Below are 24044 nucleotides of genomic sequence, written 5' to 3'. Positions count from 1 at the left end.
GTCAGGGATAGGTAGCGTAAACCGTTTCGCTGCCAGATCCGAAGGAAACGACTTGATAGGGCTGCGTTCTCCCGCCGGCTTCCATGCCGGGGGACCCGAGCGGCATTCCGGCGACGGCCAGGCCGCGCACGCCCTCCGGCCGCTCCCTAAGTAATCGGGCAATCTCGCGGGCGGGCACATGCCCTTCAATCACATAGCCCTCAATTTCCATCGTGTGGCACGAGCGCAAAGCGTCGGGCACGCCGGCTTGATCTTTTACCTCGGTCATCGGCCGATCCTCGCGAACCGTAACGTCATGATCGAGCCCACCGCGCACGTGCTTGGCCCACTCCTCGCAGCATCCGCATTGCGGATCGCGGAACATCACATAGGGCGCGGCCTGCGCCGCGCTGGTACATGCCGCAAGGATCGTCAGGGACAACGCGGAGAATCCTGCGCGAAATCGGCGAACGGGCTGATGCAGATCTTTGGTTGTCATCTTCACTCCTTTCACATGTCGCTCATGTCGTGGTCGGGCATGGGCTGCATGTCGTGTCCTGCGTGCGGATCGACCATTTCCGGCTGTGCCGTGGGGCTGGCCGTGGGCTTCAATACAGGCTTCGGGCTCGAAGACGCAGCCGCTGGCTTGGCTGCCGGCTTGACTGAGGCGGGGTCGTCCCCCGCGCGTGTCGGTGAAACGCGATTACTGGCCTGATCCGGTGAAGTGTCGGCCTGGGTCGTGTTCGACCGATCATTCGCTGTCAGAGCGGGGGCGGGGACCGGTCGAGCTACCTCGGTCGTGGGTGTAGAGCTGTCGGCGGGTACCGCTTCACCTTCCGGAATAGCGGAAGGCTGGCGATCACACGCCGACAACCCAAGAAGTGCCGCGCCGGTCATAACCAGCCCGGGCAATCTGTACCGTTTTAAGCTTCGCATATTACGTTCCTTCAAATCCAGGAGAGTCCAAGGTGATCGGGCCCATGGGCGAGTTCCCCGCCGAGGAAGCCTTGGCCTAGAAGCAGAATCGCCATGGTGAACAGCAGAACACGCAGCGGCGCCCGGCTGTCCCGTTGGCCGCTCGCGAGCACGGCAAGTACCAGGCCGAGTGCGGCAAGCAGAGTCCCGTTCCAGCGATGGACCTGCATCACGGTGTCACCGCCGAACCAGATGCCGGTGTGGATCCACCCGAAGAGAGCTGCGACCACGGCGCCGGCCGCGCCGCCATAGATCATGACCCGAACCGCGGGTTCGAGACCAGCGCCGCGTCGCGCGATGACGAACAGCTCGGTCAACGCCGCCATCAGAAACAGGGCGATCGGAAAGTGTATCGTTGCGGGGTGTAGCTTCTTGAGTACGGCGACGAAACCGCCTTCGCCGGCTTCGTCGTGCCCTCCCGCGGCCTCGTCGTGACCGGCAGCGCCATGGCCCTCTTCAGCTTGCCCCGACGCGGGCTGCGCTTCCATCACATCATGATTGTCTTGCTTGGGTGCGGAGGCCGCCGGGGTGCTCGCTGCATTGCCATGATCTTCATCACCATGCGCTTGAGCCGGGCTGACGGACAGCATTGCCGCACAAAGGAGCGTCAGAAGATGGACTGGTTTCATATCGGCGGTGTCCTTTCACGGCGCGTTAACAATGCCTGTACAGCCACCTACGCATGCCAAGCGGCCTCCCCTCAAAAAATTTGGTGAGGGGAGAGCGCAAGCCACGCGTATGTATTGAGGCAGACAGTTAGCGAAGGATCGCGAGATGCCCGTCAAACATCAGCTGGATTCAATCCTGGAAGCCCTTGCTCACGAAGTCCCGCCGTGCATGCCCGACGATTTCATGGAGAAAGTCTGGGAACGCGTGGGTGAGATGAACGCCCGGCGGGAAAGGACATTCCGTGCAGCGCTTTTCGCAGGCCTGTTCGCAGTCGGGCTCGGTGCGGGAGCCGGTACGGTCCAGGCACCGGTCTATGCTCAGAGCCCGACCTATTTGCTGAGCAACGACGCCCGGCTGTCGCCTTCCGCACTGCTCCACGCCGCACCATGAGATTCTCCAGATATCAGATCCTTGCCGCCATTCTGCTGGCTGCTCTGGCCGGGATTCTCGGCGCGCTGGCAGCCGACCGGTGGTTTGCATCGCCCGGGCCGAGCGGTCTTCACGATTTCGTTCACGAACAGCTCGAGCTGACGGCGGATCAGGACGATCGACTGGACCGCCTGGAAGAACGCTACGCGATCGAGAACGCACAGCTCGAGCTGGCCGTACGCCGTGCGAATGCAGGGTTGGCTGCTGCCATGGATCGCGAGCATGAATACGGCCCAGAGGTCAGCGCCGCTATTGACCAGGTTCATATCAGCCTGGGCGAGCTGCAGAAGTCGACGGTGCGCCATGTTTTTGGGATGCGCGAGATCCTGGACGAGAACCAGCAGCGCGAATTCGACCGGCAGGTTGCCCGGTCGCTGACCGGTTCGCCGCCGGAATGATGCCGGGTGCCGGGGCATGGCAAAACCGATGAGCAGGAACTGGTCTCTAAGGTTGTCGCCGGGGACCGTCTTGCGTTCACCCAGCTGGTGAAACCCCATCTTCCGCGGCTGCTTGCGACTTCCGTGCGAATGCTCGGCGCACATGGTGAGGCCGAAGACGCTGTCCAGAACGCACTTGCCTCGGCGTGGATTTCCCGCGCGCAGTTCGATCCGGGGCGCCCCGTACTCCCGCTGCTTACCACCATGACTTTGAACAAGTGTCGCGATCGGTTGCGCCGGCGAAAGGCCGCGCAATTTCTAGGCTTTGGAGGTGCGCAGGAGCCCGAACTCGCACCCGATTCGGCACCCTCGCCTGAAACCGAGGCCTCGGACAGGCAGGCGCTTCTCCAGACGTTCGCCGAGATCGACAGGCTGCCGGTGAGACTTCGCGAAGCGCTGGTCCTCGTGGCGATAGACGGACGAAGCCACGCCGAAGCGGCCGCGTTTCTAGGGATTACCGAGAAGGCGGCCGAGGCGCTTGTCTATCGTGCGCGCCGCACACTCAGAAAAAAACTTGATTTTGAATGAGGGGACAAGCGGCCTAGTGCGTAACCCGAATTATCACGGGCTTTTGGGACATCCAATGCAGACGATCAATCGACGAGGTTTTCTGGGCGCGGGCGCGGGTGCTGCCAGCGTCATCGGACTGACAGCGCTGACCCCGGCCTGGGCGCGGGGCGCTGATCTAAACGGAGGCCTTATCCGGCAAGGGTTCGACGAAGTGTCCGGCGCCAGCATCGACCTGACCATCGGTGAAGGGCCGCGCCTCGTGCAGGGCCGCCGCGGTCACGGAATAGCGGTCAACGGCAGCGTGCCCGGACCGCTTGTGCGCCTTCGCGAAGGCGAGCCGGTCCGGATCAACGTCACCAACACGCTTGATGCCGACAGCTCGATCCACTGGCACGGCCTGCTGGTACCGTTCCAGTTCGACGGGGTTCCGGGGGTCAGCTTTCCAGGTATCAAGCCCGGACAGACTTTCACCTACGATCTCCCCGCGATCCGCCAGAGCGGCACATATTGGTGGCACAGTCACTCGGACCTCCAGGAGCAGGCGGGGCACTATGGGCCGATCGTGATCGATCCCGCCGGAACCGACCCGGTGCAGGCCGACCGCGATTATGTGCTGCTGCTGAGCGAGTTCACCTCGATGATGCCGCATGCGATCATGGACAAGCTCAAGAAGGGCGAAGGCTACTTCAATTACCAGAAGACGACCTGGACCGACGACTATCCGCTGAGCGGCGCTGACCGGCGGATGTGGGCGAAGATGCGCATGATGCCGACCGACATCCTTGACGTGACCGGTTCGACATACACCTACCTTGCCAATGGACACGGTCCAAAAGAGGGGATGGAGTTCCTGTTCAACCCCGGCGAGCGGGTGCGCATCCGGGTGATCAACGGCAGCGCGATGAGCTTCTTCAACGTCCGCATCCCGGGCGCGCGGATGCATATTGTGGCGGCCGATGGCCAGAACGTGCGCCCGGTGCCGGTTGAGGAGTTCCAGATCGGCACCGCCGAAACCTACGACTTCGTCGTCGAGCCAACCGGCGAGGCGATGACCATCGTCGCCGAATCGATGGATAGATCCGGCATGGCGGTGGCCACGCTCGCCAGCCGTCCCGGCGCGCGTGCAGCGGTCCCGGCGCTGCGCGACCCGCCGCTGCTAACCATGGCCGACATGGGGATGAGCGGGATGGACCATGGCGCAGGAGGCATGGCCGGCATGGCAGGTAGCGGCGGCGCCATGGAGGGGATGGATCATTCCGCCATGGGACATGGAACGATGGGAGGTGGAGCAAATCCAGCCATGACCACCGCGCCCGAGCCGATGGGCGGCATGGACATGGGCGGCATGAACATGCGCGATACCTCCAAACTCCCGCCCGACGTTAAGGTGGGGCCGGGGCTCGACATGGTGGCGATGAATCCCGTCGACCGGATGGGCGACCCGGGCATTGGGCTCGACGGGCTGCGGCACAAGGTGCTCACCTACAAGGATCTCGTCGCGCTTGCGCCCAATGACGATCTGCGTACCCCATCGCGGCAGATGGAGATCCACCTGACTGGCAACATGGAGCGGTTCATGTGGTCGTTCGATGGGAAGAAGTTCTCCTCGGTCAGCGAAGAGCCGATACGCTTCGCCTACAACGAGCGGGTGCGGGTGAAGCTCGTTAACAACAGCATGATGGCGCACCCGATCCATCTCCACGGGCACTTCTTCGAACTGGTCAACGGTGCGCCGCCCGACCGACAGCCGCAGAAGCACACCGTGATCGTCCAGCCCGGCGGGAGCGCCATGTTCGACCTGACCCCTGACGAGCCTGGCGACTGGGCGTTCCACTGCCACCTGCTCTATCACATGCACGCTGGGATGTTTCAGATTGTCACGGTGGCAGCGCGAGATGGCGCGCCCGATCTCAAGCGCGTGGGAGAAAGCGAATGAAGACGCTGTTCGCACTCCTCATGCTAGGCGTTGCGACGCCCGCGATGGCGCAGCATGCCGGTCACACAATGCCGACGCCGGCGCCCACGCCGACGCCAACCCCCGAACCCACGCCTGCGCCGGCGCAGAAGCCAGCCACATCCCCGGCAAAGCCCGCCGTTGACCCTGCGCCCGCCGAAGGTGCGATGGATCATGGAACGATGGAACAAGGCGCTGCGACGACTGCGGACCCGGTGATGCCCATGGACCATTCGCAGATGGACATGGGCGAAATGGATCATTCCCAGATGAATATGGGCGCGATGGCGATGCCGATCCCCGAGGGTCCTCCGCCGGCGGATGCCGGATCGGGACCGCCGCGTGCGGCCGATGACATTTGGGGCGCGGAGGCCATGCGCGGGTCCCGCGAGGCGCTGCGTCGCGAACAGGGCGGGCAAACGTTCCTCTGGTTCCTGGCAGACCGCGCGGAGTACCAGGTTCGCGAGGACAAAAATGGATATCTGTGGGACGTCCAGGGCTACTATGGTGGCGACATCAACAAGTTCTGGTTCAAATCCGAGGGTGAAGGGAGCTTTGGCGAGAAAATTGAAAGCGCTGAGGTCCAAGCGCTCTACAGCCGGGCAATAAGCCCGTGGTTCTATCTGCAGACCGGCTTGCGTCAGGATTTTGCACCGCGCGATCGGACCTACGGGGTTGTGGGTATTCAGGGACTGGTGCCTTATCGCTTCGAAGTCGATGCGGCGGCGTTCCTCTCCGATCAGGGAGATCTCACCGCACGCCTTGAAGGCGAAATCGATCAACGCATCACCCAGCGCCTGATCCTGCAGCCTAGGGCCGAAGTAAACCTGGCGGCGCAGGACATTCCTGAGCTGGGCATCGGAGCCGGTCTCGATACGCTCGAAATAGGTCTACGCCTGCGCTATGAATTCGCGCGCGAATTCGCACCCTATGTAGGGATCGAGCAGGAATGGAAGATCGGGAACAGTGCCGATTTCGCCCGCGCAGCAGGCGAAGATCCCAGTGTCACCAATTACGTTGTCGGGATCCGATTCTGGTTCTGAGCTCCCAAAGGAATAATCGATGACGAAGCACATTCTCGCAGCCTCGATGACGCTCGGCTTTGCCATGCTGGCGGCGCCCACCCTTGCGCAAACTATGGACCATTCGGCTCATGCCATGTCCGACGCGGACCACTCAGCTACAATGGACGAAGATGTTTCCGGCGCCGAAGCCGTGCTGGTTGCCTATCGGACGGCTCTGACCGCGCGCGATGCGCAGGCTATGGCGGCCTTGTTCATCCAGGATTCGGCGATCTTCGAGAACGGAAAGGCTGAGGGCACCTTCAGCAACTACATGGAGCACCACTTGGGCCCCGAGCTCGATGCGATCACCAGCTTCACTTTTGGCGAGCCGACCGTGGCGGTCGCCAGAATGGGGCACATGGCTTACGGCCGCGAGACATACACCTACCGGATCGAACTCGCCGACGGGCGGGTGGTCGAGCGCGAAGGAGTCGCGACATCGGTGTTAGTGCACGATGCTGGAGGATGGAAGATTGTTCAGTATCACTCTTCCTCGCGTGCACCGCGGAACTGACAAAAAATCTGCCGCGATCCGGAGGTTTGGAAGAAGGTCTCGGATTAAGCCCTGCTTCACGCCCGGTATTGTTCAATAGACAATCCTTGCCAACGGAGATATTCATGAAAAAGGTTTCTTCTGCCATTCTCGGCGCCATTGGCGCTGCATCGCTCTTGATCGCCGGCCCCGCTTTTGCGCACGCCAAGCTCACATCGTCCAACCCCGCCGACCGCGCCACTGTGTCGGCGGCGCCGAAGGTCATTTCGCTGACTTTCAACGAAGAACTCGTGCCGGCCTTCTCGAAGTTCGAGGTGACGATGCCCGAACATCGAATGGCGGTTCCGGTTAAGACGTCGGTTGCACAGGACGGCAAGACGATCGTCGGCACTCCTGCACGGGCGCTGCCTAAGGGTAGCTACAAGATCGTGTGGAGCGCGGCGACTGCCGATGGCCACAAGATGAATGGCGAGCTGAGCTTCAAGGTCGGCTGACATGATCGAGCCGGTGGTCGTCGGCCTCAGGCTCTTGCAATATCTCGGAGCGATGCTTCTGATGGGAGCATCGCTCTTTTTCCTTTATTCCGGTGGTCCCGCGGCTCCCTGGACGGGTATGCTGACGAGATCGCGACGCCTTCTGCTGATTGTCACCGCTGCTGTCCTCGCGGTGGCGAGCCTCTCGGCTGTTGTGGCCCAGTCCAGCCTCTTTGCCGGCTCGCTTGCCGGCGGACTCGATGCGGACGCTCTGCGCGCAGTCGGGTTTGGAATGGATCTCGGCAAGGCGGCGCTGGTCCGAGCGGCGGCGGCAATCATAGCGCTGGCGCTGCTCATAATCTTGCCGGTTGGCCGCGTCAGCTGGATGGCCATAGCTGCCCTTGGCACAGTGGCCACGGTGAGTCTGGCTTGGCTGGGTCACGCGGCAGCCAGCGAGGGCCCTCTCGCTTCCGTCCATTTGGCCAGCGATATTCTTCACGTCACCGCGGCAGCAGTCTGGATCGGTGCGCTTTTCGGATTCCTACAGCTTCTCCTCGCTTGTCCGCGAAGCGAAGATGACGGTCAGGAGGTTTATGCGGCCTTGCACGGGTTTTCCGGCATCGGCTCGGCAATGGTTGCGATCCTGCTGCTGACCGGTCTCATCAATAGCTGGGTATTGGTCGGACCCGACAATATCCCCGGCCTGTGGACCACGCGCTACGGCCAGCTACTGATTGTGAAGATCGTCTTCTTTGGTGTTATGATTGGGCTCGCCACCGCCAACCGCTTCCGGCTGACGCCCGCACTTGGCGACGCCTTGTGCGATGAAGAACCGACTCGCCAGATGATATCTTCGCTTCGCCGTAGCATTGCGCTGGAGATGGTGCTCGGGATAGCGGTGCTCTTCCTGGTCGCGTGGTTCGGTACGATGGAGCCTCCTGCCGCCATGTAGCAGCTGGCGATCTTAACGGGGTTATTCATCTCCTAGGCAGGATGAAGGCCCGAACGGCGGACAAGGCCGCCGCTCGGGTCTTCAAGGGCTACTTCTTCACGATGGAGGTGATTTCACCGCCGCTATCGGTTTTGCGGAATTCGAATGTAACGGCATCACCCTCGGCCACAGTCTGGCGCAATGCTTCATCAGCGGTGAAGGACATAGTCATTGCAGGCCAGTTAACTTCGGGGATCGGTCCATGATTGATGGTGATCTTCTCGGCATCCACCGCCGTGACGGTCCCTTCGCCGCTGCCCATCTGCTCGCCTTCGCCGGATTGCATCATTGGCATGTCCTCGCCGCCCATGGCCATCTGATCATCCGCCATCTGGTTATCCGCCATTGGCTGGTCGGCGGTTTCCACGCTGTCGTTGCCATTATCGCACGCGGCGAGCGCCAGCGGCGCGGCCAGCAACGTCATGAAGGTTGTAATACGCATTCTTCTTCTCCTTCGGATGGTGTGGACCGCTTGGTCCGGGGACGCCGCATCAACAGATAGGCGGCGGGAAGCACGAACATCGACAGCAGGGGTGCGGTTATCATGCCGCCGATCATCGGAGCGGCGATGCGGCTCATCACTTCCGAGCCAGCGCCGGTGCCGATCAGAATCGGAAACAGGCCGGCAAGGATGACCGCGACGGTCATGGCCTTGGGCCGCACGCGCAGCAGCGCGCCTTCGCGGATCGCCTGATCGACCTGATCGGCGGAAGGGTCCGCCGGCTGCTCCTGCAGCGCACCTTTTAGGTAGATAAGCATGACCACCCCGAACTCCGCCGAGACCCCGGCGAGCGCGATGAAGCCCACTGCGGTCGCGACCGACTGGTTGTAGCCGAGGAGGTAGAGCAGCCAGAAGCCGCCGGTCAGCGCGAAAGGCAATGTGCCCATGATCAGCAGCGCCTCGTCGAAACGGCGGAAGATCAGGTAGAGCAGCAGGAAGATGATCGCGAGCGTGGCCGGTATCACGATCTTCATCCGCTCGGCCGCACGCGTGAGATATTCGAACTGCCCGGCGTAGGCGATGCTCACGCCTGCGGGCAGATCGACTTCCGCGCCGATCTTCTCCTGCAGATCGCTCACCACCGAGGTCAGGTCGCGCCCGCGCACATCGACGTAGATGTAGCTTGTCGGACGTCCCTGCTCGCTCTTGAGCATAGGTGGCCCGCTGCTGACGCCGATCTGGGCGACGCTGCCTAAGGTGATCTGCTGGCCCGCCGGCGTCAGGAGCGGAAGCGCCCTGAGTTCGCCGACGCTATCGCGAATTTCGCGCGGGTAGCGAACGTTGATCGGATACCGGGCAAGCCCTTCGACCGTGCGCGCGACATTGGCGCCTCCGATTGCGCCCGAGACGATCATCTGCACGTCGTCGATGTTGAGGCCGTATCGCGCCGCGGCGAGGCGGTCTATTTCGACATCGACGTACCGGCCACCCGACAATCGCTCGGCGAGCGCAGAACTCACGCCAGGTATTTCCTTGGCCACCTGTTCGACGGCCTGAGCCACCTGATCGATATCGCTCAGGTCTTCACCGGAGACCTTGACCCCGATCGGGCTCTTGATCCCGGTCGCCAGCATGTCGATCCGGTTGCGGATCGGCGGCACCCAGACATTGGCGAGGCCCGGCACCTGCACTACGCGATCCAGCTCCTCGACCAGCTTATCGGGCGTCATCCGTTCGCGCCATTCTTCACGCGGCTTGAACTGGATCGTAGTCTCGAACATCGTCAGCGGCGCCGGATCGGTCGCGGTATCGGCGCGGCCCGCCTTGCCGAACACCGTGTCGACTTCGGGCACCGTCTTGATCAGCCGGTCGGTCCGCTGGAGAAGCGCGGAGGCCTGGCCGGGCGAAAGACCGGGCAGCGCGCTCGGCATGTAGAGCAGATCGCCCTCGTCTAGCGGCGGGAGAAACTCGCCACCGAGCCGGGTAAAGGGAACCAGCGTCGTCGCGAAGACCAGCGCGGCAATGACCAGCGTCGCCTTCGGACGGCGCATCACCCAGTCGAGACCGGGCCGATAGGCGCGGGTCAGCCCCCGGTTCAGGATATTCTTGTCCTCGGGCGGAATCTTGCCGCGGATCATCCAGCCCATCAACACAGGGACCAATGTGATCGACAGAATCGCCGCGCCCGCCATCGCATAGGTCTTAGTGAACGCAAGCGGCGCGAACAGCCGCCCTTCCTGCGCCTGCAGGGTGAACACCGGGATGAAGGACAAGGTAATGATCAGCAAGCTGTAGAACAGCGCCGGCCCCACTTCCTTGGCTGCATCGCCGATGACGCCCCAACGCTCCTTGCCGGCGAGCACGCCGCCGGGGTTCTCGTGCGTCCAGCGCTCGATATGCTTGTGCGCGTTCTCGATCATGACAATCGCCGCATCGACCATCGCGCCGATCGCGATGGCGATACCGCCCAATGACATGATGTTGGCGTTCACTCCTTGGAAGCGCATGACCACAAAGGCGGCGAGCACGCCAAGCGGCAAGGTCACGATCGCGACGAGCGCAGACCGCACATGCCACAGGAACAAGGCGCAAATTACCGCGACGACGATGAACTCCTCGGCGAGCTTGTGAGTGAGGTTCTCGATCGAGGCGTCGATCAGCTGCGAACGATCGTAGGTCGTGACGATCTCGACGCCTTCGGGAAGGCTCTGCTTGAGCTGCTCGAGCTTCGCCTCGACCGCCGTGATCGCGGAGCGTGCGTCGGCTCCCTGTCGGAGAATGACGACGCCGCCCGCGACTTCGCCCTGGCCGTTGAGCTCCGCTATCCCGCGCCGGAGTTCGGGACCGATCTGGATCGTCGCTACATCACCCAATGTGACTGGGACTCCGCCTCCCGCCACGCGCAACGGGATGGCCCTGAAGTCGTCGAGGCTGCCGAGATAGCCAGACGAGCGCACCATGTACTCGGCCTCGCCCATCTCGACGATCGAGCCACCGGCTTCCTGATTGGACGCCCGGATCGCCTGCACGACGTCGGCATGCGTCACGCCGAGCGACGCCATTCGATAAGGCTGGAGCACGACCTGGTACTGCTTGACCATCCCGCCGATGCTGGCGACCTCGGCTATGCCGGGGATGGTCTTGAGCTCGTAACGCAGGAACCAGTCCTGCAGACTTCGTAGACCCGCCAGATCGTTGCCCCCGGTTCGGTCGACGAGCGCGTATTCGTAGATCCAGCCGACACCTGTGGCGTCGGGGCCGAGAGAACTCGACACGCCTTCCGGCAGCCGGCCCTGCACCTGATTGAGATATTCGAGCACGCGCGAACGCGCCCAGTACAGATCGGTCCCGTCCTCGAAGATCACGTAGACATAGCTGTCGCCGAAAAACGAATAGCCGCGCACCGTCTTCGCGCCGGGAACCGATAGCATCGTTGTGGCCAGGGGATAGGTCACCTGATCCTCGACCAGCCGCGGCGCTTGCCCGGGGTAATTTGAACGGATAACCACCTGAACGTCTGATAAGTCTGGCAGGGCATCCACAGGCGTTGTTCGCACGGCCCAGAACCCCGCGAGCGCGATGGCGATCGAAGCCAATACGATGAACATACGATTGGCGATCGAGCCTTCGATGATGCGAGCGATCATTGGCCGCTCGCCTGCCTGATGGCGGTAAGGCGCGGACCCTTGTCGCTCTGTACGAAGCGGAAGCTGACCTTGTCGCCGCGCTTGAAGCCGCGCAGTTGGGCGGGTCCCGCGGTCGCGAACGTCATCGTCATCGCCGGCCAGTCCAGCGCGGCGACCGGACCATGGCGCAAGGTGATGCTGCGTGCGGAGATTTCCTCGATCGTTCCGCTGGCGCTATAGCTATCGGGCTGCTGCCGCTGCTGCTTTTCGTTGCCGCCACTGGCGCGCGCAGGCGCCTCATCGATCCCGCGGATATCAAGGCCCGCGAGGCTGGCTTCGGAATCAAGCAGGAACTGGCCCGAAGTGATCACTTCCTCGCCAGGTGCGAGCCCGGCCAGGACCTCGGTCCGCCCGTTTGCCTCGCGCCCTATCCGCACCTCGGCGGGGCGATAGCCGCCCTGTTCCTGAGCCAGCATCACGATCGTGCGTTCGCCTGTACGGATCACCGCTTCGGACGGGATCAGCACCGCCTCGCGCCGGGCGGGCGAAAGCGAAACTTGCGCAAACATGCCGGGCCGCAGCCTGAGATTGGGATTACGCATTTCGGCTCGCACGGTCAGCGTGCGGCTGTCGGCCTGCGCGCTGGGCAGGATCGCGGTGATCCGGCCAGCGAAGCGCTCGCCCGGGAAGGCCGTCAGGGTTGCGCTTACGGGCTGTCCGACCCTCACGTCGCCGGCAAGGATTTCCGGGACGGCCGCCTCCAGCCAGATCGGGTTGAGCCCGGTGATCTCGGCCAGCGTCTGGCCCGTGGACACGCTCATTCCCGGCCTGACGCTCAGGTTCGTGACAGCGCCGGAGGACGGTGCGGTGATGGTGATCGTCGATCGCGGACTGCCGCTGCGCGCGACAGATGAAATCACGCCCTCTGGCATGCCGAGCAGCCGCATCCTCTCCCGCGCCGCGCGGGTCAGCGCTTCGTCACCTGTCGCGGCCACGGCGAGGTACTCGCGCTGGGCACCGCCCCACTCGGGGATCAGCAGATCGACCAGCGGCGTTCCCTGCCGGACGATGTCATCGGGTGCCAGGCCATAGGTGCGCTGCACGAAGCCGCTCGCCCGCGGTTGCACGATCGAAACCTCGCGCGCATTGTAAGCAAGCGTGCCGGTGACATTGGTCTCGGGCTCGAGCACGCCGATCTCCGCCGCGGCTGTGCGGATGCCGAAGTTCTGCACGAGCGCCGGATCGATGCTGACTCCGCCGGCGCTCGCCCCATCCCCGCCGGCGCATTTGGGCACCAGCTGCATATCCATGAAGGGAGACTTGCCGGGCTCGTCGAAGCGCTGGTCGGGCACCATCGGATCGTACCAGTAGAGCACCTCCTCGCAGCCTGCCTCCGCTGCAGCTCCGCCCGAATTGCCGGGGGAGCTATCGCCAAGCTGGGCGAGGCCATAGCCGGCTCCGAGGCTTACGAGCACTATCCCGGCCGCGAGCGTGTAGGACTTCTGGCGCGGGGTCAGTCTTTGCCAGGCGGCTTTCATTGCATATGCTCCTGGTAGGTAAGTCGCAGTTTGGCGGCGGCTTCGACCGTCGCCTCTTCGCGTTCGAGAATTTCCAGTTCGAGCAACGCCAGCGCGGTCTTGGCCTCGATCACGTCGATCAGTTCGGCACGGCCAGCGGCAAAACTCGCGATTTCCAGGTCCGCCCTGTCGCGGGCCAGGGGCAACAGCTCCTCGCGCGCGCGCTGCCACTGCCGTGCAGCGCTGCGCCAGGACGCGAGGTCGGCCTCGAACTGGGCTTCGAGTGCGCGCAGTGCGTCTGCTCGCTCAGCGAGCGCCGCTGCCGCCTGCGCTTCGGCCGCAGCGATGCGCGGCTCCTGCCGCCGACCGGCAAAGATCGGCAAGGTCACCGAACCCATAACCGAGACGACACTCCCGAAATCGGGGTTTCGCCGGCCGAAGCTCACATTGACGCCGAAGTCGGGCCTCTTTTCCGCCCGGGCAAGATCGATGGCTGCCCGGGCTCGTTGCTCGGCGGTGTCCGCCAGAATGATCCCGGGGTTGCTCTCCAAAGTCCTGCGCAGCTCGATCAGATCGACATCGACGGGCGGCGCCGCACCTTGCGCAACGGGCTCGTCCCGAGCGATATATCGCGTCAGCCGCGCCTGGGCCGTTTCCCGATCGGCTTCGATTCGCGTCCGGGCATCGTCTATCTCGAGCAGTGCCCGGCGGATCTCGAGACTTTCCGCAGGTCGCGCCGAACCCGATGCGACTGCGCTGTGAGCAACCGGCACCAGCTTGCGTAATTCATCCTGGGCTTCGACGGCCAGCGCCAGTCGCTGCTGCGCATAAGCCAGAGATATCCACGCGCGGCCAGCGGCGACTTCGACGTCCCGGCCAACAACGCCGAGGCGCGCTTCGGCCAAGCGGATATCCGATCCCGCGAGCCCGGCCCTCGCGCGTCGCTTGGCTAGATTGGGAATCTCTTGCTCGACACCCACTTGGACTTGGGTCGGAAGCTGCCGGTCGAGATCGAAGGCCGCCGGGCCGGTGACCGGCAGATTGACGATGCCCGCTCGTAGCCTCGGATCGGGCAGTTCGTCCGCCGCCTCCGCCGTGCTCCGCAGGGCTTCCACCTCGAGTTCACGCGCCTGCAGGACGGGCTGTTCGACGCGGGCCGCGCGCAAGGCCTCTTCATAGCCCACCGGCCGTGCCTGCGCCGCCTGGGCAAAAACTATGAGTGCCGCTGACGCGCAGCCACTTCGCCAAACCATGGTATAACCTCGCACGTAATCTGATGCCAAGCCGATGATGCCGCCGCGCCTCGCAAAAGGCGACGCGGGCGCATCGTAACCTCACCTACGGCTGCTGTGCGCCGTTTGCGGGAAACTAGACGATGCGGTCAGCTTGTGGAGGCGGCGATTCCGGCGGGAGAGGTCTGCTGTGGAGCCCTGCCGAAGTGCCCGCAATGTGGGGGGCATGCTGGAGTAGGAGCACAGTAGCTCCCCCTGACGCAGCATCGGGGATCGCCATCGGCGCGATGCAGCCCATGGCCAAAAGACAGCCGAGCGTCATGCGATCGCAGGGCTTCTTGTCGGACGACCGCTCAGTCGCCATGCTTTCCGCCATGCCGTCGTCCATCTCCGAGCAATCGACGGACTGGGTCGTCTCCAGCGGCGGAGGTGCAGCAGCTTGCGCGGCGCTCTGCACGAAAAGCGCAAGGCAAACGCAGACAAGAGCAAAGGCGCGGACGAGGGACACTCCGCCGCGATAGTGGGGCCCCTTCGGCAATGCAAAACCGAACTGCAAACCGCTTGCGTGCGAAACAACGTCGGTCCTCAGAAACGCCGACCATTGATTCATGCCGATACGCCAGACATCACAGGTCCGCTCCACTCAGTGAATTCTGCCGTCTGCGGTTCCAAAGCGAACTGCGGTTTCGCTACAGCTTCGATTGATCGAAAACAGCCCAGTGGAGACAATGCCGCGTCGCCCACTCGCCGTCCGAAGAGGCCAGGAAAGGGACGTCGAGCTCGATAGCCGACGCAGCCGCCTACAGACCCCATCGGGGTACTGTCATCTTTTCTCATGCGTTGGCCGGAGCGCTTTCTTCGGGCTGGACATCGCGTCGATGCGGGCCATCATTTGGTTGCAGCTCTTCATCATGGCCTTCATCTCGCCCCGCATCTCCGGGTCGCTAATTATCGTCGTCATGCTGCCCTTGGCCATCTCGCCGTGTTGCATCATTGGCGGCTCTCCGCCTGCGCCGGCGCGTCGGCGTGCTGGGCCACAGCGGCGGTGCAACCCATCCCGACGCGTCTTCCCATCATTGGAAGGTCAAGGGCGACGAATATTTTTCAGCAACACCCGACCGCTGCTGGCTCCTCCGTCGATTCAGACACCTCGCGCACGAGATCTCCGGTTTCCTTCTTGTCGGCATGCAGGGCGATGTCGGCTTGGGAAACGATGCCGCAGCACTTGCCTTCGTCGTCCACAACCGGGAGGCGGCGGACCTGATTGTCCTCCATCTTCTTGCAGCATTCCTCGATGCTCGTGTCCGGAGTGACAGTAACGAGCGAAGACGACATCACCTCCTCGACAGGTGTATCGGCGGATTTGCCTTTCGCAACACAGCGGCATGCGATGTCGCGATCGGTCACGACCCCGACCAGCCCGCCGGATTCGTCGACGACGGGGATCTCGCCGCAATCGTTGTCAACCATCAGGCCGGCGGCGTCCTTGACGGTGTCGGAAGGGCTGCAGCACGCCGGATCGGCAGTCATGAGATTTCGAGCTTCCATGGTTCGTCTCCAATTTGGGTTGCGGCGCAAATTGCACTCCACGTGTGAATGGTCCCAGGCGGCTTCCGGTTCCGGTCTTAGCTGTGATTCGTGGCCGGTCCGCGCCAGCTTACCGAAGCTTCTCGGCGCCAGGATCGCACCCCGGCCACCGATCATCCTGCTCTCCTGAGCCCGGCAAGCGGAGGAATGAGACGCCGATGTTTGACTGCGGCCATGGCTGAACATTCTGGGGCATGACTGGACTGGTTTTGCCAACCCCCTTGTCGCGCGGTCGCGGCACCACCTCGCCGTGCGCCGCAGCAACAGCGAATCGAAAATTGCCAATTCCGCGCAACGCTCTAGCTCGAAATCTTTGGCTAACCTTGCGAGGGCCGGACCTAATTGGACATTCAATCCGGGGAGACGAGATGTCGTGGGAACATCAAGCTCGCCGTTCGTTTCCAAGACAGCAGTGATGCCAATATCAATCCCATGCTCTTCGTCGCTGGCAGACACGTCTGAAGTTGAGCGCTTGAAGGAGTAGACACATGGATGGGCTCATCGATCTGGACAACAAGCTCCACGTTTTCACACGTGCGCCGAACGAAGCGGATCTGAGAGATCTCTCACGAGCCGGCATTCGGTCCGTTGTCAATCTGCGCGCACCCGGAGAAAACGGCGAGGTCTTAGCTCCGGTTACCGAGGGTGAGGTGGCGGCGAAAAGCGGGTTGGCCTACCTGAGCTTCCCGGTGACACCCGCGGATCTCAACGCAAGGACCGCCTCGACCATCCGTGCCGAAATGGAGCAACTGCCGACACCCATCGCCATTCATTGTGCTAGCGGCAAGCGGGCTAGCCTGATGGCCCTGGCTCACTGGGCTCACCGGCAGGACGCGGGCGCAAGCGAAGCCGCGGCCAAGGCCGAAGCCGCTGGACTCAAAGTCAGCGAGGCCGATCTCCAGCCCCTGATCGAACCTTAGGCGCAGGTCATGATCTTTCGACAATTGTTCGAACCCGAATCCTCGACCTACACCTACCTTTTCGGCTGGCAGGACACCGGCGAGGCCCTGTTGCTCGATCCGGTGGTGGAGACAATCGAACGCGATCTTCAAACTATCAACGAACTTGGCCTGCGGCTTGCCTACACGCTCGACACGCACATCCATGCAGACCACATCAGCTCCGCCTGCCGGTTGCGAGCGCTGACAGACTGCAAGGTCGCCTATCCTGCGCAGGACGATCTCCCCTGCGCGGATATCGGCGTCACCGAGGATCGGCCGCTAAATCTTGGAGGCTTGAATTTCCGGCCCCTGTTCACTCCGGGCCACACGGATACGCACCATTGCTATCTTCTGGATCAGGGCGGACAGCAAAGGGTATTTACCGGGGATGCGTTGCTGATCGATGGCTGCGGCCGAACGGACTTTCAGAATGGTGACACGGTTGCGCTCTATCGCTCGGTTCACGACAAGATTTTTACCTTGCCCCCGGACACCCTGGTCTATCCCGCACACGATTATCAGCATCGGCACGTCTCCACCGTCGCGCAGGAACGTGAGCGCAACCCGCGGTTGAACGACGCGATCCGACTTGAAGAGTTCGAGGATATCATGACCAATCTCGACCTTGCCTATCCGAAAAAAATCGATGTGGCGGTACCGGCCAACCGCAGATGTGGCGATTGCCCCGAAGATGCCGTGGAACAACTTCATCGAATTGGCGGCAAGTCCCCCCAGGGCTGGCCGAGCTAGGCTCAGGATCTGTTAAATTGCCGCCGTAGCGAATGAACGCCTGATTCCGTGACGGTGAGAGGCCCGGGTTCGTCGAGCTTGGAGTCCGCGAGCAGCTGACGGGACCCCTGGTTTTGCTCAACGCATGATTAGAGTCTGGCCCCGATGGTAAGGACGGATGATGAAGCGAACGAGGTTTACGGAAGAGCAGATCATTGGTGTGTTGAAGGAGGCCGAGGTTGGTGCGAAGACCGGCGACCTGACCCGGCGGCACGAGGCATCGGAAGCGACGATCTATAGCTGGAAGGCCAAGTATGGCGACCTGGATGTGCCGGAAGCCCAGCGGTAGTGGGCACTGTGTCGTTTCTACATCGGGTTTCCCTCACTATCGTACGAGCCCAGTCTCCTCGCGTACAAGCCGATTGGGGCAACAGCGGTGCATGTTGATCTCCGATCGGGCGATGGAGTACGGCCGGGCTTGGTCCTACAAAATGGACGGCCGTTTCGCTTTGGCAAGCGTTCTAACGCTTTGGCAAGCGTTCTAACGGACCAGGCCTGCGCGGGGTGCCTGGCGTTTGACGGTGCCCATTGTCGTCCGCAATGCCTGGACCGCTAGAGATGATCATTTCACCCGCCTCTCTGGGGAACGTGCGATGCGAAAGACAAGCACTCTCGACCGAGCAGTCAACTTCACACCTGCGCTCGGCAAAGCTTGGCTAACACCGCTCTACGACATTGCAATTCGCTGCCTGACATCGGAGAAACGATGGCGGAGCGCGATGATAGCCGAAGCGAAGGTCGAGCCAGACGATCGTCTGATCGACGTCGGAAGCGGTACGGGAAGTCTGCTCATCGGTCTCCGCTCCGCCTGTCCGCAAGCGGACCTGCTCGGTGTCGATCCGGACCGCGCCACGATCGGCATAGCCCGGCGAAAAGCTGCGCATAAGATGTCGTCCATCCGTTGGCACCATGGTTTTCTCGACAGCCTCGAGCTTCAGGACAATTGGCGGCCAAACAAGATCGTGAGCAGCCTTCTATTCCACCAGGTACCGGCGGGGCAGAAGAAGGTCCTCATCGAGGAGATCTGGAACCTGCTCGAGCCCGGCGGGATGGTCTTGATCGCGGATTACATGAAGCAGGAAAACCCGCTGATGCGGGCGCTATTTCGCGCGACCGTCCAAAGACTGGACGGATTTGCGGATACCCAGCCCAACGCCGACGGAGTAATGGAAAATCTGATCTCTGCCCGATTTATCGACAGCAAGAGGTTAGCCCTATTCATTACGCCCACAGGTGCCATTTCTCTGTGGCGCGGCTTCAAGGAAAGGATCGTGAATTGACCGACACTGCCCCTCCATCGGCCCTGCGTAGACCTCTCGCGAGTGCTTTGCTCGTCGTTCTTGCGGCTTGTTCGAACGTCGCGCAGGCCGCAAGCTACACGATGTATCGTGATCCTGGCTGCGGCTGTTGTGAACAATGGGCAGCTCATGTCGAGCGGGACATGGACGCACAGGTCGCCGCAGTCGACAGCACCGATATGGCCGCTCTCAAGGCGGAGAGGGGTGTTCCGCGGGGCCTCTCGTCCTGCCACACGATGGTGGTCGACGGCTATGTCATCGAGGGCCATGTTCCCGCTGAAGCCATTGCGAGACTGCTGCGCGAGCGACCCGTCGGCGTCGCCGGGCTTGCCGTGCCCGGTATGCCGCTCGGCTCCCCCGGCATGGAGGCTGACGGCCGAAGGCAGGCATATGACGTGTTTGCGTTTGGCCCGGGCGGACAAAGGGTTTTCGCAAGCTACCCCTAACGCAAAGCGGATGGCCCCACCGTCCGAAACTGGGCAATCGAGATGGACAGCGAACGAAACGGGGCGCTCTGTTGTCGAGCCGAGGGAACTGAAATGACAAATATCACATCTGGTAATTAAACCGAGCGGAATTCCAAAGGGCATGCCGTCCGAGCTTATACGCCGGCCAGGCATTTAGGATCAGTCGCCAAAGCCCACTTGACCGCAGATAAACGCGGGGCGCATGAGGCAGGCCGCTGCCCTTTCAGTCTCGTGCCGGCGATCGCGAAGTTGCACCCTGCCCCCTCGCGCGCAGGTTCGCCTTGTTTTCAAAGTTAGAGAGTTGTGAACGAGATGAAACACGAGGGACATGCGGCATCGGCAGGGATCCAACGCAGCAAGAGCGAATCTGCCATAAGTCTCGCCGGTGGCGTGGCTATGGGCACGGGGGTCATGATCGGCGCCGGAATATTTGCCCTAACCGGTCAGATCGCACAGTTGGCCGGGCCGCTGTTCCCGCTTTCCTTCGTCGTGGGAGCTATCGTGACAGCGCTTGCGGCCTACAGTTACATCAAAATGTCGAACGCCTGGCCATCGTCTGGCGGCATCGCGATGATCTTGCAAAAGGCCTACGGTCCGGGAGTCGTGGCGGCCTCTGCCTCACTGCTCATGGCGCTCTCGATGGTGATCAATGAAAGCCTGGTAGCCCGTACCTTCGCTGCTTACGCCTTGCGTCCGTTCGGCCAGGAGGAGAATGCCCTTTTCCTGCCTATCCTCGCGCTAGCTCTGATCGTCTTCGCCTACTTCGTAAATGCGTCCGGCAATCGTTCGGTGAGCGGCTTTTCGCTCATCATGTCCGTGATCAAGGTCGGCGGCATCGTCGTTTTCGCAGTGGCGGCGATCTGGGCGAGCGGTTTCTTTTCTGGCGCTTTTTCTGAAGACATTTCGCAAACCGGTGGCGGCGCATTTCTGGCATCGGTGGCATTTTCCATCCTCGCCTTCAAAGGCTTCACGACCATTACGAACAGTGGCGGCGATATTGTTGATCCGCATCGCAATGTTGGTCGCACGATCGTCATCTCGATTGTCATCTGCGTGGTGACGTACCTGCTCGTGGCACTGGCTGTCGGAGCAAGCCTGACGATCAGCGAGATTGCCCAGGCGCGCGATTATTCTCTGGCCGCCGCCGCCAGACCGGCGCTAGGTCAACTGGGCTTCTGGTTCACCATCATCATTGCGCTATCGGCAACTACCTCAGGGGTGATCGCCAGCGTGTTCGCGGTCTCGCGCATGCTGGCGATGCTGACTGACATGAAGATGATCCCGCACAGTCATTTTGGCATGAAAGGCGGAATACGAAGCCATATGCTGGTCTACACGGTCGTGGTAGCCGGCTCGCTAGCGGTGCTGTTCGATCTGTCGCGCATCGCTTCCCTCGGGGCGTTTTTCTATCTGGTCATGGACATGCTGGTGCATTGGGGTGTCTACCGGCACCTACGAAAGGAGATCGCGGCAAAAAGTTCCGTTCTGCTTGCCGCGATTGCAGCCGACGGTGCTGTTCTTGCTGCCTTTACTGCCACCAAACTCGACACCGACCCGTTTATCGTTGGCATCGCTGCGGCCCTCATTGCCGTTGTTTTTGCTCTTGAAGCTCTTTTCCTGCGTCAGATAGGCGGAAAGAATGATAACCCCGGGTAGAAACTGAGGTGAAATCCACCATCGGCCCGGATGACGAGACGCGGCTGATCCCCGGTGAAGCACGCATCTTTTTATTAGATGGTGATGGGCTCCAAGTCCGTCCCCGCTGCCCCCGAAGCGGCCGACTTGCTTGATGCGCCGATCGAGGTGTTACTGGCCATGCGTCATCGGCAAGGATGCACTGCTGTCCGGCTCCAAGCTTCAGGATGCGCTGGCTCTCACCTCCCGCGGTTTCAGGTATCCGCCCGTCTTGATACATTGCTTCCTCAATCCAGGAGTTTCGACCTATGACAGATCAAAAGAAGAGCGCCGCGGTTTCGCGATGGGAAGATGAGGGCGGGGCCACGCCGTGCGGCCCTCAGGAAGCTTTGGCAGCGGCTTGCGACGAATGGGATATTCCCGCACTTTCCGATGCCGAGATCATCCAACTGCGCATCCGGGTAATCGCATTGGAAAATATTGTGCTAAGTGTGCTAGCCAAAGCCACTGACGAACAACTGACGCAAATTGGCGAGATGGCGGAATTCATCACCCCGCGTCCCGGTGCCAGGCAACATCCCCTCACCATTCATGCCGCGTCCCAGATGACCCAGCTCGTGGAGCGCGCCAAACATTTTCGATCGTAAGGATACGAGCGCAATCTGCTAGCCAATCACATCAAATTCGTGCGGTGCGCAAGCAAGAATCGCGGCCAGTTTGCGCTCGGGTCACAGGAAGCCCTTTGGCAGTCTATCGCTAAAGTAGCGGTAGCGCTCTTTGTGTCAGACGATTCGCCGCAACTTGTTCGGTAAAAGCCTCGTAAGCAAGGCGCGGTCCCTCTGTAGAGCGGCCGCCCATCTTGTCCTTCGGGCGCATGACGTGGATCGCATTCCGCGCCGCGTCGGGCCGCCACTCGCGGGACGAGGAAACAGGTCAATCCCTCCTCGGCGTGGGCCAGCGCCAGGAAGGCATCCGACATTGGCGCCGAGCAGAACCATTTATGGCCGATCAGCTCGAATTCACCGCTACCAAGCGAGGCGGCGCGGGTGCTGTTGGCGCGCACGTGCGAGCCGCCCTGCATTTCGGTCATCGCCATGGCAGTGGTGGACCCAGTCTTTCCTGCGCGGGAATGAAACGCTGATCGTATTTCGAGGCGGAGACACGCGGTTCCCATTCCGCAGCCACTTCCGGCTCCGCGCAAAGGGCGGTGACCGCCGCATAATACCGGCATCGGCCTGCGTCATAAGGTAGAGCAGCGCTGCACGCAGGTCTGGCCCGCCTTTACGCTGGTCCACGCCGCCGCGGAAACTCCCCTCTTCGACCCCCATCTGCATCAGAGCGTGAGAGGCGGGGTGGAACTCAACTTCATCCGGGGCCTCACCGAAGCGGTCGAAACCTAAGGGTGTTGGCGGGTTCGCATTGGCAAGCCTACCAAGCTCAACGGTTCGGCCTGACCCACCAGTTCGCCGAAGGCACTCAGACGGTCCCAGTGCCCCGCTCCGGAACCGGCGACACCATCCTGAATTGCCCGGTCGGCGAGTGCGGACAGATCCTTGAAACCCTCAAGGGACACGCCGCCAAGCTACCGCAAATTACAGATCCTGACCCTAGCCGCCCCAATGTTGTTGAAATATTCCAGTAGCCGCAGCGTCCTTGGGTATAATCCTCAAGATGCCGCCAGGAGACCCGATGCAAGACAAGTCCAAAGCGCTCCAGGCGGCACTACGTGCCAATTCCGTCTGTTCCTGCATTACGCTCGACCGGGACATGCTTCAGGCCACATTGAACAGCCAGACCGGACGTGAAGGTTTCGGGGAGCAGTTGGCGACCTCGCACCCGCACCTGTTCGCGAACTCGCCGGTGTTTATCGCGCCGGAGACAATGACGGTGATGACGCGCGTCGTCACGGCGGTGGAGACCGCCGCAGCCCTCGCGCAATATGGTGAGGCGGTGCGGAAGTGGGCACCGTCCGGCTCCGCTCCCGATCTGGGACCTGCCGGTGCACTGATGGGGTATGATTTTCATCTTTCCGAATCCGGACCGGTTCTGATCGAGATCAATACCAATGCCGGGGGCGCGTTCCTCAACGCAGCCCTCGCCAGGGCGCAGCGTGCCTGCTGCTTCGGCTCCGATGGCTCGAATGGATCAGTGGAGGATTTTGGACCGGCGATTGCGAGAATGTTTCGCAGCGAGTGGTTACGCCAGGGCCGCACTGGGACACCCGAGACCATTGCGATCGTCGATGACGCGCCCCTTGATCAGCATCTCTATCCGGAGTTTCTGCTCGCCAAGGCAGCGCTCGAGCGTCAGGGAATTTCGGCGGTCATCGCTGATCCAACGGCGTTGGAGCCTTCCGGCGGTGAACTTTTTGCGGATGGCTGCAAGATCGACCTGGTGTACAATCGTCTCGTCGACTTTACCTTGGAAGAGCCGAATCATTCCGTCCTCAAGGACGCTTATCTGAATAATCTGGCAGTGGTTACGCCCAACCCATACGTCCACGCCATGCTGGCCGATAAGCGAAATCTCTCGCTTTTGAGCGACAGCGCTCTCCTGACCCACTGGGGCCTGCCAAGGGAGCAAGCTGAGGTTCTTGCGACGACTATTCCCGCTACCACTCTGGTAACACCTGATAACGCCGCGTCGCTTTGGGCGGAACGTCGGCATCTCTTCTTCAAGCCGGCGCAGGGATATGGCAGCAAAGCCGCCTATCGCGGTGCCAAGCTTACCCGCAGCGTCTGGTCACAGATCCGGGACGGTGACTATATCGCCCAGCAATACGCGCCGCCGAGTCTTCGCAAGGTCAAGTATGATGGAGAGGCTGTGGACCTCAAGGTCGATGTGAGGCTCTATACCTACGCTGGTTCCGTATTGTTGAAGGCGGCGCGGCTATACAGGGGGCAGACGACCAACATGCGCACACCGGGTGGCGGTTTTGCGCCAGTCCTGGAAGTCTGAATTTTCACTGAATCCTCTTCGTGCTCGCAAGTTGTGATGTTCCCTCGGGAAGGCTTCCGGCTGTTCGGATGGGTAGAGC

26 protein-coding genes and 1 pseudogene are annotated in these 24044 nt (G+C 61.9%); 16 read left to right on the top strand and 11 right to left on the bottom strand.

Annotated features, from left to right (window positions below; translation table 11 throughout):
* Window position 1: 1 nt before the first annotated feature.
* Together F7D01_RS12915 and F7D01_RS12910 are read right to left on the bottom strand one after the other, a co-directional pair.
* Window positions 2-421, bottom strand: coding sequence for a DUF411 domain-containing protein (locus tag F7D01_RS12915; RefSeq protein ID WP_371819610.1), 420 nt, complete (start codon window positions 419-421; stop codon window positions 2-4).
* A gap of 505 nt (window positions 422-926) precedes the next feature.
* Window positions 927-1583, bottom strand: a complete 657-nt coding sequence (locus F7D01_RS12910; protein ID WP_215227884.1) for a DUF2231 domain-containing protein — start codon at window positions 1581-1583, stop codon at window positions 927-929.
* A 145-nt stretch (window positions 1584-1728) separates the two neighbouring features.
* Here F7D01_RS12910 and F7D01_RS12905 point away from each other — a divergent pair, with 145 nt between their 5' ends.
* From F7D01_RS12905 to copD, 8 genes are all read left to right on the top strand, one after another.
* Window positions 1729-2013: a hypothetical protein gene (locus F7D01_RS12905; RefSeq protein ID WP_215227883.1), complete on the top strand. Its 285-nt coding sequence runs from the start codon at window positions 1729-1731 to the stop codon at window positions 2011-2013.
* Window positions 2010-2450 carry a periplasmic heavy metal sensor gene (locus F7D01_RS12900; RefSeq protein ID WP_215227882.1) on the top strand — a complete coding sequence of 147 codons (441 nt, stop codon included), beginning with the start codon at window positions 2010-2012 and terminating at the stop codon, window positions 2448-2450. Before F7D01_RS12905 ends, F7D01_RS12900 begins: the two co-directional genes overlap by 4 nt.
* Before the next feature lie 6 nt (window positions 2451-2456).
* A complete protein-coding gene (locus F7D01_RS12895) occupies window positions 2457-3017 on the top strand; it encodes an RNA polymerase sigma factor (RefSeq protein ID WP_215227881.1) in 561 nt (186 codons plus the stop codon).
* Between the two features lie 55 nt (window positions 3018-3072).
* Window positions 3073-4935, top strand: a complete 1863-nt coding sequence (locus tag F7D01_RS12890) for a copper resistance system multicopper oxidase (protein ID WP_215227880.1) — start codon at window positions 3073-3075, stop codon at window positions 4933-4935.
* Window positions 4936-4979: 44 nt separating this feature from the next.
* The gene (locus F7D01_RS12885; RefSeq protein ID WP_371819609.1) at window positions 4980-5996 is read left to right on the top strand and encodes a copper resistance protein B; all 1017 of its coding nucleotides are present in this window, start codon (window positions 4980-4982) and stop codon (window positions 5994-5996) included.
* 19 nt (window positions 5997-6015) lie between these two features.
* Entirely contained in the window at window positions 6016-6531 is a 516-nt protein-coding gene (locus F7D01_RS12880; protein WP_215227878.1) for a nuclear transport factor 2 family protein, read from the top strand.
* A gap of 104 nt (window positions 6532-6635) precedes the next feature.
* Complete coding sequence (copC, locus tag F7D01_RS12875; RefSeq protein ID WP_251566852.1) at window positions 6636-7004, top strand: copper homeostasis periplasmic binding protein CopC; 369 nt, start codon at window positions 6636-6638, stop codon at window positions 7002-7004.
* Between the two features lies 1 nt (window position 7005).
* Window positions 7006-7935 carry a copper homeostasis membrane protein CopD gene (gene copD / locus F7D01_RS12870; protein WP_215227877.1) on the top strand — a complete coding sequence of 310 codons (930 nt, stop codon included), beginning with the start codon at window positions 7006-7008 and terminating at the stop codon, window positions 7933-7935.
* Between the two features lie 88 nt (window positions 7936-8023).
* On the opposite strand, the gene F7D01_RS12865 is transcribed toward copD, so the two are convergent.
* The 7 genes from F7D01_RS12865 to F7D01_RS12835 form a co-directional block, all read right to left on the bottom strand.
* Complete coding sequence (locus F7D01_RS12865; protein WP_251566849.1) at window positions 8024-8416, bottom strand: copper-binding protein; 393 nt, start codon at window positions 8414-8416, stop codon at window positions 8024-8026.
* Window positions 8395-11562 carry an efflux RND transporter permease subunit gene (locus F7D01_RS12860; protein ID WP_215227876.1) on the bottom strand — a complete coding sequence of 1056 codons (3168 nt, stop codon included), beginning with the start codon at window positions 11560-11562 and terminating at the stop codon, window positions 8395-8397. The genes F7D01_RS12865 and F7D01_RS12860 overlap by 22 nt, the downstream gene beginning before the upstream one ends.
* Complete coding sequence (locus F7D01_RS12855) at window positions 11559-13079, bottom strand: efflux RND transporter periplasmic adaptor subunit (RefSeq protein ID WP_215227875.1); 1521 nt, start codon at window positions 13077-13079, stop codon at window positions 11559-11561. The genes F7D01_RS12860 and F7D01_RS12855 overlap by 4 nt, the downstream gene beginning before the upstream one ends.
* Complete coding sequence (locus tag F7D01_RS12850) at window positions 13076-14242, bottom strand: TolC family protein (protein WP_251566847.1); 1167 nt, start codon at window positions 14240-14242, stop codon at window positions 13076-13078. Before F7D01_RS12850 ends, F7D01_RS12855 begins: the two co-directional genes overlap by 4 nt.
* A 184-nt stretch (window positions 14243-14426) precedes the next feature.
* Window positions 14427-14900, bottom strand: coding sequence for a hypothetical protein (locus F7D01_RS12845; protein ID WP_215227874.1), 474 nt, complete (start codon window positions 14898-14900; stop codon window positions 14427-14429).
* A gap of 213 nt (window positions 14901-15113) precedes the next feature.
* On the bottom strand, window positions 15114-15284 hold the full coding sequence (locus F7D01_RS12840; protein WP_215227873.1) for a hypothetical protein: 171 nt from the start codon (window positions 15282-15284) through the stop codon (window positions 15114-15116).
* Between the two features lie 110 nt (window positions 15285-15394).
* Window positions 15395-15820, bottom strand: a complete 426-nt coding sequence (locus tag F7D01_RS12835; protein WP_251566845.1) for a CBS domain-containing protein — start codon at window positions 15818-15820, stop codon at window positions 15395-15397.
* A gap of 545 nt (window positions 15821-16365) precedes the next feature.
* Here F7D01_RS12835 and F7D01_RS12830 point away from each other — a divergent pair.
* The 7 genes and pseudogenes from F7D01_RS12830 to F7D01_RS12800 all read left to right on the top strand — a co-directional run bounded on the left by F7D01_RS12830 (window position 16366) and on the right by F7D01_RS12800 (window position 21654).
* Window positions 16366-16797, top strand: a complete 432-nt coding sequence (locus F7D01_RS12830; protein WP_119083563.1) for a beta-lactamase hydrolase domain-containing protein — start codon at window positions 16366-16368, stop codon at window positions 16795-16797.
* 9 nt (window positions 16798-16806) lie between these two features.
* Window positions 16807-17568, top strand: a complete 762-nt coding sequence (locus tag F7D01_RS12825) for an MBL fold metallo-hydrolase (RefSeq protein ID WP_119083564.1) — start codon at window positions 16807-16809, stop codon at window positions 17566-17568.
* Window positions 17569-17728: 160 nt separating this feature from the next.
* A pseudogene (locus F7D01_RS12820) lies at window positions 17729-17893 on the top strand (transposase); the annotation flags it as partial.
* A 307-nt stretch (window positions 17894-18200) separates the two neighbouring features.
* Window positions 18201-18887, top strand: a complete 687-nt coding sequence (locus F7D01_RS12815) for a class I SAM-dependent methyltransferase (RefSeq protein WP_119083565.1) — start codon at window positions 18201-18203, stop codon at window positions 18885-18887.
* A 47-nt stretch (window positions 18888-18934) separates the two neighbouring features.
* Window positions 18935-19351, top strand: coding sequence for a DUF411 domain-containing protein (locus tag F7D01_RS12810; RefSeq protein ID WP_251566843.1), 417 nt, complete (start codon window positions 18935-18937; stop codon window positions 19349-19351).
* A 417-nt stretch (window positions 19352-19768) separates the two neighbouring features.
* Window positions 19769-21028 carry an APC family permease gene (locus F7D01_RS12805; RefSeq protein ID WP_231958991.1) on the top strand — a complete coding sequence of 420 codons (1260 nt, stop codon included), beginning with the start codon at window positions 19769-19771 and terminating at the stop codon, window positions 21026-21028.
* A 287-nt stretch (window positions 21029-21315) separates the two neighbouring features.
* On the top strand, window positions 21316-21654 hold the full coding sequence (locus F7D01_RS12800) for a hypothetical protein (protein WP_119083568.1): 339 nt from the start codon (window positions 21316-21318) through the stop codon (window positions 21652-21654).
* 26 nt (window positions 21655-21680) lie between these two features.
* On the opposite strand, the gene F7D01_RS15605 is transcribed toward F7D01_RS12800, so the two are convergent.
* Both F7D01_RS15605 and F7D01_RS15600 read right to left on the bottom strand, forming a co-directional pair.
* Complete coding sequence (locus F7D01_RS15605) at window positions 21681-22097, bottom strand: acyl-CoA dehydrogenase family protein (protein WP_371819726.1); 417 nt, start codon at window positions 22095-22097, stop codon at window positions 21681-21683.
* Window positions 22033-22497: a hypothetical protein gene (locus tag F7D01_RS15600; RefSeq protein ID WP_215229809.1), complete on the bottom strand. Its 465-nt coding sequence runs from the start codon at window positions 22495-22497 to the stop codon at window positions 22033-22035. Before F7D01_RS15600 ends, F7D01_RS15605 begins: the two co-directional genes overlap by 65 nt.
* A gap of 199 nt (window positions 22498-22696) precedes the next feature.
* On the opposite strand from F7D01_RS15600, the gene F7D01_RS12785 reads away from it, so the two are divergent.
* Window positions 22697-23965, top strand: a complete 1269-nt coding sequence (locus tag F7D01_RS12785) for a hypothetical protein (protein ID WP_119083570.1) — start codon at window positions 22697-22699, stop codon at window positions 23963-23965.
* Window positions 23966-24044 lie beyond the last annotated feature (79 nt).

The organism is Erythrobacter sp. 3-20A1M (assembly GCF_018636735.1).
Classification (GTDB): domain Bacteria; phylum Pseudomonadota; class Alphaproteobacteria; order Sphingomonadales; family Sphingomonadaceae; genus Alteriqipengyuania.
Note: the sequence above shows the minus strand (reverse complement) of the source record. Positions and strands in the feature narration are given on the sequence as shown.

Coding starts and splice junctions, on each gene's coding strand:
- F7D01_RS12910 (WP_215227884.1), bottom strand. CDS start 1,583: ATGAAACCAGTCCATCTTCTGACGCTCCTTTGTGCGGCAATGCTGTCC.
- F7D01_RS12905 (WP_215227883.1), top strand. CDS start 1,729: ATGCCCGTCAAACATCAGCTGGATTCAATCCTGGAAGCCCTTGCTCAC.
- F7D01_RS12900 (WP_215227882.1), top strand. CDS start 2,010: ATGAGATTCTCCAGATATCAGATCCTTGCCGCCATTCTGCTGGCTGCT.
- F7D01_RS12890 (WP_215227880.1), top strand. CDS start 3,073: ATGCAGACGATCAATCGACGAGGTTTTCTGGGCGCGGGCGCGGGTGCT.
- F7D01_RS12885 (WP_371819609.1), top strand. CDS start 4,980: ATGGCGCAGCATGCCGGTCACACAATGCCGACGCCGGCGCCCACGCCG.
- F7D01_RS12880 (WP_215227878.1), top strand. CDS start 6,016: ATGACGAAGCACATTCTCGCAGCCTCGATGACGCTCGGCTTTGCCATG.
- copC (WP_251566852.1), top strand. CDS start 6,636: ATGAAAAAGGTTTCTTCTGCCATTCTCGGCGCCATTGGCGCTGCATCG.
- copD (WP_215227877.1), top strand. CDS start 7,006: ATGATCGAGCCGGTGGTCGTCGGCCTCAGGCTCTTGCAATATCTCGGA.
- F7D01_RS12865 (WP_251566849.1), bottom strand. CDS start 8,416: ATGCGTATTACAACCTTCATGACGTTGCTGGCCGCGCCGCTGGCGCTC.
- F7D01_RS12860 (WP_215227876.1), bottom strand. CDS start 11,562: ATGATCGCTCGCATCATCGAAGGCTCGATCGCCAATCGTATGTTCATC.
- F7D01_RS12855 (WP_215227875.1), bottom strand. CDS start 13,079: ATGAAAGCCGCCTGGCAAAGACTGACCCCGCGCCAGAAGTCCTACACG.
- F7D01_RS12845 (WP_215227874.1), bottom strand. CDS start 14,900: ATGAATCAATGGTCGGCGTTTCTGAGGACCGACGTTGTTTCGCACGCA.
- F7D01_RS12840 (WP_215227873.1), bottom strand. CDS start 15,284: ATGATGCAACACGGCGAGATGGCCAAGGGCAGCATGACGACGATAATT.
- F7D01_RS12835 (WP_251566845.1), bottom strand. CDS start 15,820: ATGACTGCCGATCCGGCGTGCTGCAGCCCTTCCGACACCGTCAAGGAC.
- F7D01_RS12830 (WP_119083563.1), top strand. CDS start 16,366: ATGGATGGGCTCATCGATCTGGACAACAAGCTCCACGTTTTCACACGT.
- F7D01_RS12825 (WP_119083564.1), top strand. CDS start 16,807: ATGATCTTTCGACAATTGTTCGAACCCGAATCCTCGACCTACACCTAC.
- F7D01_RS12815 (WP_119083565.1), top strand. CDS start 18,201: ATGCGAAAGACAAGCACTCTCGACCGAGCAGTCAACTTCACACCTGCG.
- F7D01_RS12805 (WP_231958991.1), top strand. CDS start 19,769: ATGGGCACGGGGGTCATGATCGGCGCCGGAATATTTGCCCTAACCGGT.
- F7D01_RS12800 (WP_119083568.1), top strand. CDS start 21,316: ATGACAGATCAAAAGAAGAGCGCCGCGGTTTCGCGATGGGAAGATGAG.
- F7D01_RS15605 (WP_371819726.1), bottom strand. CDS start 22,097: ATGACCGAAATGCAGGGCGGCTCGCACGTGCGCGCCAACAGCACCCGC.
- F7D01_RS12785 (WP_119083570.1), top strand. CDS start 22,697: ATGCAAGACAAGTCCAAAGCGCTCCAGGCGGCACTACGTGCCAATTCC.